This window comes from Nocardia sp. NPDC058497, assembly GCF_042720195.1.
Classification (GTDB): Bacteria; Actinomycetota; Actinomycetes; order Mycobacteriales; family Mycobacteriaceae; genus Nocardia.
The window spans coordinates 1-8,733 of sequence record NZ_JBHXMY010000227.1 but is presented as its reverse complement, the minus strand read 5'-3'; the positions used below and the strand labels follow the sequence as shown (position 1 = coordinate 8,733).

Sequence of the window (8,733 nt, the reverse complement as noted above, 5' to 3'; positions counted from 1 at the left end):
GATCATCATCGTCGTGCTCAGCGACCCGGCCACCCCGGCCGAGGACCGCGTGCGCGCCGCCTGGATCTTCACCCTCGTCGCCCTCGCCGTCGGCGCGCTCGCCACCGCGCTGCTCGCCCGCTCGGTCGCCACCCCGATGCGCACGATGTACCTGGCGCTGGACCGGATCACCCGCGGCGAACTCGACGTGCGGGTGCCCGTCGGCAGTGCCGGCGAGATCGGGCGGCTCGAACACTCCGTCAACGAGCTGGCCGCGACCTTGCAGGACCAGCTGCACACCGAGGACGTGTTCGGCAGACATGTCGGCTCGACGGTGGCCGAACGCGCGTTGTCGGGCAGCACCGATCTCACCGGTGACGTGCGGATCGTGTCGGCGCTGTTCGTCGACGTGACCGGGTCGGTGCAGTTGTCGGCCGAGATGGCGCCGGAACAGTTCGTGCACAAGCTCAACCGGCTGCTCGCGACCGTGGTCGCCGCCACCGAGGCCAACGGGGGCCTGGTCAACAAGTTCGCGGGCGACGCCGCGCTGTGCATCTTCGGCGCACCCTCGGCCCTGCACGACAACGCCACCCCCGCCCTGCGCGCCGCCCGCCGCATCCGCGACGAAGTCGTCGCCACCGGCGAACTCGACGTCGGCATCGGGGTGGCCCGGGGTCAGGTCTTCGCCGGCGACGTCGGCGCCGACACCCGCCTCGAATTCACCGTCATCGGCGACGCGGTGAACGAGGCGGCCCGGCTCACCGCCATGGCCAAGGAAGCGCCTCGGCGGATCCTGGTCAGCGATCCGGTCCTGCATGCCGCCACACCCCACGAGCGTGCGCACTGGAAGCGATACAAGGACCTCCGGCTGCGCGGAATCCCCGGGCGCACCCGAACCTGGACCGACGTCCCACCTGGGCGGTGAGCCTGTTTCGAAGTCCGCCGACTGCGCTGAGCATTCACCAGCCGCTCTGATGGTCCCGATCGCGACCGATCGGCGGGAGATTGAACGTTCAGCGCGGTGGTCGACGGGATCGTGGGCGGTGACTCGGCTCGTGGGGCGACGAACGCATAGGTCGGTCCACCACTTCGACACAAGACCTAGGCGCGGAGCGCGTCGGTCAATGCCGTGGGATCGGTGACCGGCAGGTCGCAGACCGAGCCGCGGCACACGTAGGCAGCTGGGCCACCATTCACCAGCGGGCGGTCGGCCAGCAGTGGCGCGGTGTCGGGTGGGCCTGCCAGGACGATCGAGCCGCCGGGTGACCAGGTGCGGGCGGCGGCGAGGAGTTCGGTGGCGGCGGAGGACTTCTCGGTGGCGGTGATCGCCACCTGGATGGGGCCGCGGACCGAGGCCTCGGCGACCGCCAGCCAGTGACCCGCCGAGCGGGGTGCGCGGGCCAGCAGGACCGCGCCGCGGCCGAGGGTGTGGTCGGCGAGTTCGCGGTAGCGGACGGCGCGTTCGGGGTCGGCGACGGCGGCGGCGGTCAGCAGGGCTTCGGCGAGGGACGAGGTACCGGATGGGGTGGCGCCGTCGACCGGGTCGCGGGGGCGGGCGACCAGGGTCTCGGCGTCGTCGGCGGTGTCGAACCAGCTGCCGGGGCGTTCGGGGTCGGCGAAATGCTCGATCGCGCTGTCCAGCAACACCTGCGCGGCCGCGAGCCAGTCGGCTTCGCCGGTCGCCTGGTAGAGGGCGAGCAGGCCGGTGGTGAGCCAGGCGTAGTCCTCGAGGACACCGGGCGGCGTGCCCGCGACACCGTCGAGCGAGGCGCGGCGCAGCCTGCCGTCGACCAGGTGGACGTCGAGCAGGAACCGGGCGCAGCGCACCGCGGCCGCCACCCAGGACGGTTCCTCCAGTGCCGCACCGGCTTCGGCGAGCGCGGTGATCGCCATGCCGTTCCACGCGGTGACGACCTTGTCGTCGCGGGCGGGCTGCGGCCGCTGCGCGCGGAGCTCGAGCATCCGCGCGCGCAGCCGGTCGAAGCGGGTCGACTGCTCGGCGTCGACGGGGTCGCTGCGGCGGGTGAGCACCGAGGTGCCCTGTTCGAAGTTGCCTCCCGTGGTGACGCCGAAAGCCTCTGCGGCCCAGACACCGTCGAGCGGTCCGAGGTCGCCGATCAGCGCCGACGGCGTCCACACATAGGTGGCGCCCTCGACGCCGGGGCCACCCGGCTCGAGCGGGGTGTCGGCGTCGAGCGCGGAGGCGAACGCGCCGTCCGCCGTGCCGAGGTCGGCGAGCAGGAATTCGACGGTCTCGCGAGTTACGCGGTGCGGCAACGACTCCAGGGGCGTCGCGGGTGAGCGGCGGGCGAGATGGGCGTACGCGCGCAGCAGCAGGGCGTTGTCGTAGAGCATCTTCTCGAAGTGCGGGATCAGCCAGCCCGCGTCGACCGAGTAGCGGGAGAAGCCGCCGCGCAACTGGTCGTAGATGCCGCCGCGGGCCATCGCCTCGGCCGTGCGCTCCACCAGATCGAACACCGACTGCTCACCGGTGCGTTCCCAGTGCCGCAGCAGACCTTCCAGTGTCGCCGACGGCGGGAACTTCGGCGCACCGCCGAACCCGCCGTGCTCGCGGTCCTCGTCCGCGGCGATCGCGCGCACCGCGGTGTCGAGAAGCTCACCGACGACGGCGAATTCGGCATCGGGCAACCCCGTCGCCTGCGCCCGCAGTGCCTCGGTGACCTGCTCGGCCGCCTGGTCCACGTCCGTCCGCCGGTTGCGCCAGGTGTCGGTGATCGCGCTGAGCAGCTGGGTGAACGACGGCATCCCGCCGCGCGGCTGCTTCGGGTAGTAGGTGCCGCAGTAGAACGGCGCGCCGTCGGGGGTGAGGAAGCACGTCATCGGCCACCCACCCTGCCCGGTCATGGCGACGGTGGCGTTCATGTACACCGCGTCCAGATCGGGCCGCTCCTCCCGATCGACTTTCACGCAGACGAACCCCGCGTTCATCAGCTCGGCCGTCGCCGCGTCCTCGAACGACTCGTGCGCCATCACATGGCACCAGTGACACGAGGCGTACCCGATCGAGAGCAGGATCGGCACATCCCGCTGCGCCGCCTCGGCCAGCGCCTCGGCACCCCATTCCTGCCAATGGACGGGGTTGTCGGCGTGTTGACGCAGATAGGGCGAGGTCGCACCGGCCAATCGGTTCACGGTTCCACCCTGCCACAACCGGCGCGCGCGCAAAGCGACCCACACGGTCCGCATTGCCGAGATCCGTGCGCGCTCGACGCGGGCTTCGCCAGACCGTCCCATTTCAGCGAGTCCTTCCGCGACATGATCGGCCTGTCCGCCACCACGATGCTGCGCGCCGGAATCCCGTTCGACATCGGACCCGCGTCACCTGTGCTTGCTGTTGACCAGTGACCGATCGCCGCCGTAGTGGGCAAGGACTCGCTTGTCCATGACCGCACGCCACAGCGGGGGTATCGCGGCCAGCACGACCATGGTGGCGTACCCGGCGGGCAATTGCGGTGCCTGCTCGCAGCTGCGCAGGGTCTGGTAGCGGCGGCTGGGATTGGCGTGGTGGTCGCTGTGGCGCTGGAGATGGAACAGGAAGACATTGGTGACCAGGTGATCGCTGTTCCAGCTGTCCCGCGGTGAGCACCTGGCATAGCTGCCGTCGGCGCGCCGGGCGCGCAACAAACCGTAGTGCTCGATGTAGTTCACCGTCTCGAGCAGCCCGGCGCCGATGACGGCCTGCAGGAACAGGTAGGGGATGACCGCAGGCCCGAAGACCGCGGTCATCATCGCGAACAACCCCAGGCTCATCGACCATGCCTGCAGAATCTGATTGTCGCGACACCACCAGCGTTTTCCCTTGCGCGCCAGCCTTTCTCGTTCCAAGGTGAGCGCCGAGCGCAGGCCGCCGAGCACGCTGCGCGGCAGGAACTCCCAGAGGGGCTCGCCGAATCGCGCGCTGGCGGGGTCTTCCGGAGTCGCGACGCGGACGTGGTGACCGCGATTGTGCTCGACGAAGAAATGCCCGTACCCGGACTGCGCCAGGGCAATTTTCGCCAGCCTGCGTTCCAGATGCTCGGCCCGGTGGCCGAGTTCATGAGCGGCATTGATGCCGATGCCGGAAACGACGCCCATCGTGACGGCGAGCCCCAGCTTGTCGACGACGCTCAGTTCGCTGCCGGCCCAGAAATATCCCGAGATAACCAGGCTGATGAATTGGATCGGCAGGAATAGGTAAGTGCACCAGCGGTAATAGCGATCGTCGGACAGCGCGTCGTAGTCCTCGTCGAGTGGATTGCTCCCATCGCGCCCGATCGCCAGGTCCAGCAGCGGAATCGCCACGAACACGATGATCGGGCCGATCCACCAGAACAACGGCAGCCCCGACAAAGCCACCAATTGCGAGGGGAACAGCGCGCATGCCGGGGCGATCAGACCCAGAAGCCAGAGATAGCGTTTGGGGTCGCTGACTCTTGTGTGCTCGAAGACTGCCATCGGAACAAACAGCACCCATCGGAATTGTCATCGCGGAAAACGACCGCACCGAAGGCACGATCGTGGTGGTCGTCGGTCACCGGCGCGGACCGGTCCACGGGCGAACCCGGGCCGGAACACGCCGGTGTACCGCGACTAGGGCAGGGCTGCGCAGTTGGTCGGCGCCGGCCTGTCCGCCAGGCGATCGGTCATCCAGTTCTGCGATGCCTCGAGCGCCGGGAAGAACGACAGCACGTGGGTGCCCGCGAGGCCGGTCAGCGGCGGAATCGCGGCGTTGGAGTCCAGCTGGACCTGCGCACCGCCACCGCACCAACCGGCGGCCATGTCACGAATGGGCACGTACGGCGCGCCCTCGTCGTTGCGGGCCGAGGAGATGAGCACCGGCACCGAAGGGGTGAGCGTGCCGACGCGCTGTTCGTCGAACACCGCCTTCAGCTCGGGAGACCCGTCGATCACCTGGGTGAGCGGCAGGCCACTGGAGGTCCACTCGGAAGTCTGCCCGTGATTCTGGGCCATCCCGGTGGGGACCGCGCACTTGCTCGCGGAGTCGTTCAGGATCGCCTTGCCCGTGCCGTTGAGTTCGGCGTCGAGGACCGCGCGGACCGCGGGGTAGGCGGCAGCCATGCCGTTGAGCATCCAGGCGAAGGCCGGTGCCACGAGGGCGCGACCGTCGTTGTACCCGATGAAGTACTGATCATCGACGACCGGGCCGCCGACGTAGGCGCCGCGCACATTCAGATCCGGTGCGTAGCTGGGCTGCAACTCGGCGGCACCCGCGGAGGCCATACCGCCCTGCGAGTAGCCGTAGAGGAAGACCGGCGAGTCGGGGTTCATGCCCGCACCCGGCAGCTGGATGGCCGCGCGGGCGGCATCGAGCACCGCCTGGGACTGCTCTTTCCGGTTGAGGAAGCCGTGTACATCGGGCGTGCCGAGGCCCTGGTAGTCGGTCATCACGACCGCCATGCCGCGCGCCAGCAACGAGTACAGCGCGACGACGTCGTATTCGAACATCACGTTGACCGGCGGCTCGTACTGGACGAGTTCGGCGAGCAGCTTCGAGGGCGCGCACTGATCGCCCTGTCCCTTCGTGCCGCCCGCGTAGGCGACCAGCGGACGCGGGCCGGGGCCGGTCCACGGCTGCGACGGCTCCAGATACGTGCCCGTCACCGCGGTCTCACCGCCATGGGTATCGGTGCTGACGTACATGATCCGCGTGGATTCCGCGGGGATGGTCCCGGTCTGTCCCGGTGCCGACAGCGCGAGGCGCGACGGTTCCGTGCGAACGATGGTGCCCGGCCCTCCGCCCGGAAGCGGAGCGGGTGGCAGATAGAAATCCGCGCCGGCGACCGCGGCGGCCGGTTCGGTCAAAGCTTGCGGAGCGCAGAACGCGCCGCCTGCGACCACCAGGGTGCAGGCCAACGCTGTGGTCAAGCTGCGTGCTCGACTCCTCACGATTCGATCCTCCTACGATTTCGGGAAACCCATGACATCGAGAAAACCGGATACAGCATCGAGATTCGGTACAGAGGGTAACCGCGCGGTGACACAACGGGTTCGCAGGGTGCCCATTTCGGGTCAGATGTCGCCGGAAAGTGACCGGAATACCCGCGACCGCCCGCGCACGACCGCCTACGCACCGACTCCAGGGAACCGGGCATAAGTCACGAAAGGTGTTGCGGGAAACTATAAACGGCAGGGAATAGCACTGATTCCAACCATGCCCGACCCCCGTCCGAGAACATATATCTGTAACCCGGAATCACATGCCGTATTTTGGCGAGAAGGCCGGGGTCATAACAGCCGACAACCCTTCGAACACTCGGCGCGAAGGGCTGTCGGCTAGCCGCGGTGAGCTATACGGCGACGCAGGCTGATCCGAGGTTGATGCCGGTGCCGACGTCGACCACCTGGCGGGTTTCCGGCCAGGCGTCCGGCTGGACGGCGTAGATGTAGGTGATGCCGGGCTTGGACGGGGTCCAGATTGTCTTGGCGACACCGTCGGAGGGCATCGCGTCGGCGAAGCCGGTGGGGCCCTGGCCCTCCTCGAAGAAGTAGACCCGCTTGGTGTTGTCGTCGACCGTCACGCTCACGTTGTAGGTGCAGGTCGTTCCGTAGCGGTGGGCGCCGAGCGTCATCGAGGGCTCGATGCCGATGCTGGTGACTTTCGCGGCGGCGGCCGGTGCGAGCACCGTGGTCACGCTCGCGACCGCGGCCGCGGCGACAACGATGAGCTTCTTCATGGCCCGAAGTCTCGCATATTTGACCGATCGGTCGCAATAGGGGCTCGCATCGAAAGATGGCTCGCACCAAGTATTTCGGCTCGAAACGGGCATCGGTCGCACATCGGATGCGGCATGGTTTCCCCGCATTGAGAACGAACGGTCCATATCCCGCGGCCGCCGTCGAAACCGCCGCTCAGCGGGCAGGGGTGGGGCATGATGAAGGGTGCAAACCTCGTCGCGCAATCGAACAGGAAGACGCGAACCCGCTCATGGCATCGCAGCTGACGCTCTCGGCACAGCGCGCCGCGCTGGAGCGGGAGTGGGCGCAGTGGGTGCCCGCGGGCGAGTCGGCGCTCGGGCGTAGTTCGGCGGTGCGGACCGAGGTGGCGCAGTCGTGGTTGCGGTCGTTGCGGACGGTGGATCCGGGGCGGGACTGCGCGCCGGAGAGCGAGATCGACGACATCGGGCCGCGGTGGGCGGAATCGCCGCTGCGCGGACCGGTCACCGAACTGAGCGATCAGCTGCACAGTGTCGCCGACGATGCCGGCTACGTCGCCGCGGTCACCGATGCCTCGGGCACGATTCTGTGGACCTACGGCGGCCCCGTCATGCGCAGGCGCGCCGAGCAGGTGAACTTCGCGCCGGGTGGCCGCTGGGACGAGGCGCACATGGGCACCAATGCCCTCTCCCTCGCCCTGCGCACCGATCAGCCGCACACCGTCTTCTCGGCCGAGCACCTGGTCGCCGCCCTGCACGGCTGGGTCTGTTACTGCGCGCCGATCCGGGCCGCCGACGGCACCTTGCTCGGCGTGCTCGACCTGTCGACCACCTGGAAGCGCTCGCACCCGCTGGCCATGGCGACCGTGCGCACCATGACCAGCGCCATCGAGTCCAAGCTGCGCGCGGCGAGGCCCGCACCGGCGGGCATGCGGCTGACATGCCTCGGCACCGGCCGGTTGATGCGCGACGGCACCGCGATCCGCCTGCGCCCGCGTCAGCTCGAGATCCTCACCCTGCTCGCCCTCGACGACGACGGGTACAGCCATGAACGCCTGCACTACGCTGTCTACGGCGATCGCGCGGTCGGCGCGAGCACCCTGAAATCGGAGATGTCGTACCTGCGCCGCGCCACCGGCGGCGACATCACCAGCCGCGTCTACCGCTTCACCACCGCACTGTCCTGCGACGCCGTCGACGTCCTGCGCGCACTGGAAGCGGGCGACCTCGACACCGCCGTCCGGCTGTATCACGGTCCGCTGCTTCCGGATTCGGACACGCCGGGCATCAGCGAATGGCGCGACTACCTCGAGGTCGCCATGCGCAACGCCGTGCTGTCGAGCCACGACGCCAACCACGCGCTGACCTACGGCGAATCCGCCCCCGACGACATCGCCGTCCACGAACACGCCCTGGCCCTACTCCCCCCGCGCGACGCGCGCCGGGCGGTGGCCGCGGCCCGGCTGCACCGTTCGGGGCCCGAACATGCGGCGCCAGCCGCCGAATACACCGCTCTTCGCGCCTGATCGGTCCGGCTTCAACGTTTCATCAACCCTGACAGCGGATAGTGATGGGCGTCACGCTTCACCGGAATCAGCGAGGAGCCTCCGCACATGATCTACGCCAAGCCGGGCACCGAGGGCAGCATCGTCAGCTACGCACCGCGGTACGACAATTTCATCGACGGCAAGTGGGTTCCGCCCGTCGAGGGCCGGTACTTCGAGAACACCTCCCCGGTGGACGGCCAGCCGTTCTGCGAGATCGCCCGCTCGACCGCCGCCGATATCGAGCTGGCCCTCGACGCCGCCCACCGCGCCGCCGACGCCTGGGGTGAGACCTCCGCCGCCGAGCGCGCCAACATCCTCAACAAGATCGCCGACCGGATCGAGGCCAATCTCGAGGCGCTCGCCGTCGCCGAGACCTGGGACAACGGCAAGCCCGTCCGCGAGACCCTGGCCGCCGACCTGCCGCTGGCGGTCGACCACTTCCGCTACTTCGCCCGGGGGGGGCCAGTGTCTAAAAAAAAAAAGACACTGGCGACCAAAATATATGGGTTTATATAGGGGGGCGCCGGGTAGAT

At 68.7% G+C, this 8,733-nt stretch carries 6 protein-coding genes and 1 pseudogene; 3 read left to right on the top strand and 4 right to left on the bottom strand.

Annotated elements, in window-relative coordinates; genetic code table 11:
- Positions 1-904: adenylate/guanylate cyclase domain-containing protein (locus ACFWPJ_RS16935; protein ID WP_378852316.1), on the top strand; the 904-nt coding region annotated here is incomplete at its 5' end.
- A 176-nt stretch (positions 905-1,080) separates the two neighbouring features.
- Here the strand turns inward: ACFWPJ_RS16935 and ACFWPJ_RS16930 are convergent.
- The 4 genes from ACFWPJ_RS16930 to ACFWPJ_RS16915 all read right to left on the bottom strand — a co-directional run bounded on the left by ACFWPJ_RS16930 (position 1,081) and on the right by ACFWPJ_RS16915 (position 6,674).
- Complete coding sequence (locus tag ACFWPJ_RS16930) at positions 1,081-3,186, bottom strand: thioredoxin domain-containing protein (protein ID WP_378852320.1); 2,106 nt, start codon at positions 3,184-3,186, stop codon at positions 1,081-1,083.
- A gap of 132 nt (positions 3,187-3,318) precedes the next feature.
- Positions 3,319-4,434, bottom strand: a complete 1,116-nt coding sequence (locus ACFWPJ_RS16925) for an alkane 1-monooxygenase (RefSeq protein WP_378852318.1) — start codon at positions 4,432-4,434, stop codon at positions 3,319-3,321.
- A 135-nt stretch (positions 4,435-4,569) separates the two neighbouring features.
- On the bottom strand, positions 4,570-5,865 hold the full coding sequence (locus ACFWPJ_RS16920; RefSeq protein WP_378852314.1) for a lipase family protein: 1,296 nt from the start codon (positions 5,863-5,865) through the stop codon (positions 4,570-4,572).
- Positions 5,866-6,287: 422 nt separating this feature from the next.
- On the bottom strand, positions 6,288-6,674 hold the full coding sequence (locus ACFWPJ_RS16915) for a hypothetical protein (RefSeq protein ID WP_378852312.1): 387 nt from the start codon (positions 6,672-6,674) through the stop codon (positions 6,288-6,290).
- 251 nt (positions 6,675-6,925) lie between these two features.
- Between ACFWPJ_RS16915 and ACFWPJ_RS16910 the strand changes: the two genes are divergently transcribed.
- Complete coding sequence (locus ACFWPJ_RS16910) at positions 6,926-8,179, top strand: transcriptional regulator (RefSeq protein ID WP_378852310.1); 1,254 nt, start codon at positions 6,926-6,928, stop codon at positions 8,177-8,179.
- A gap of 87 nt (positions 8,180-8,266) precedes the next feature.
- Positions 8,267-8,653: pseudogene (locus ACFWPJ_RS16905) on the top strand (aldehyde dehydrogenase family protein); the annotation flags it as partial.
- Positions 8,654-8,733 lie beyond the last annotated feature (80 nt).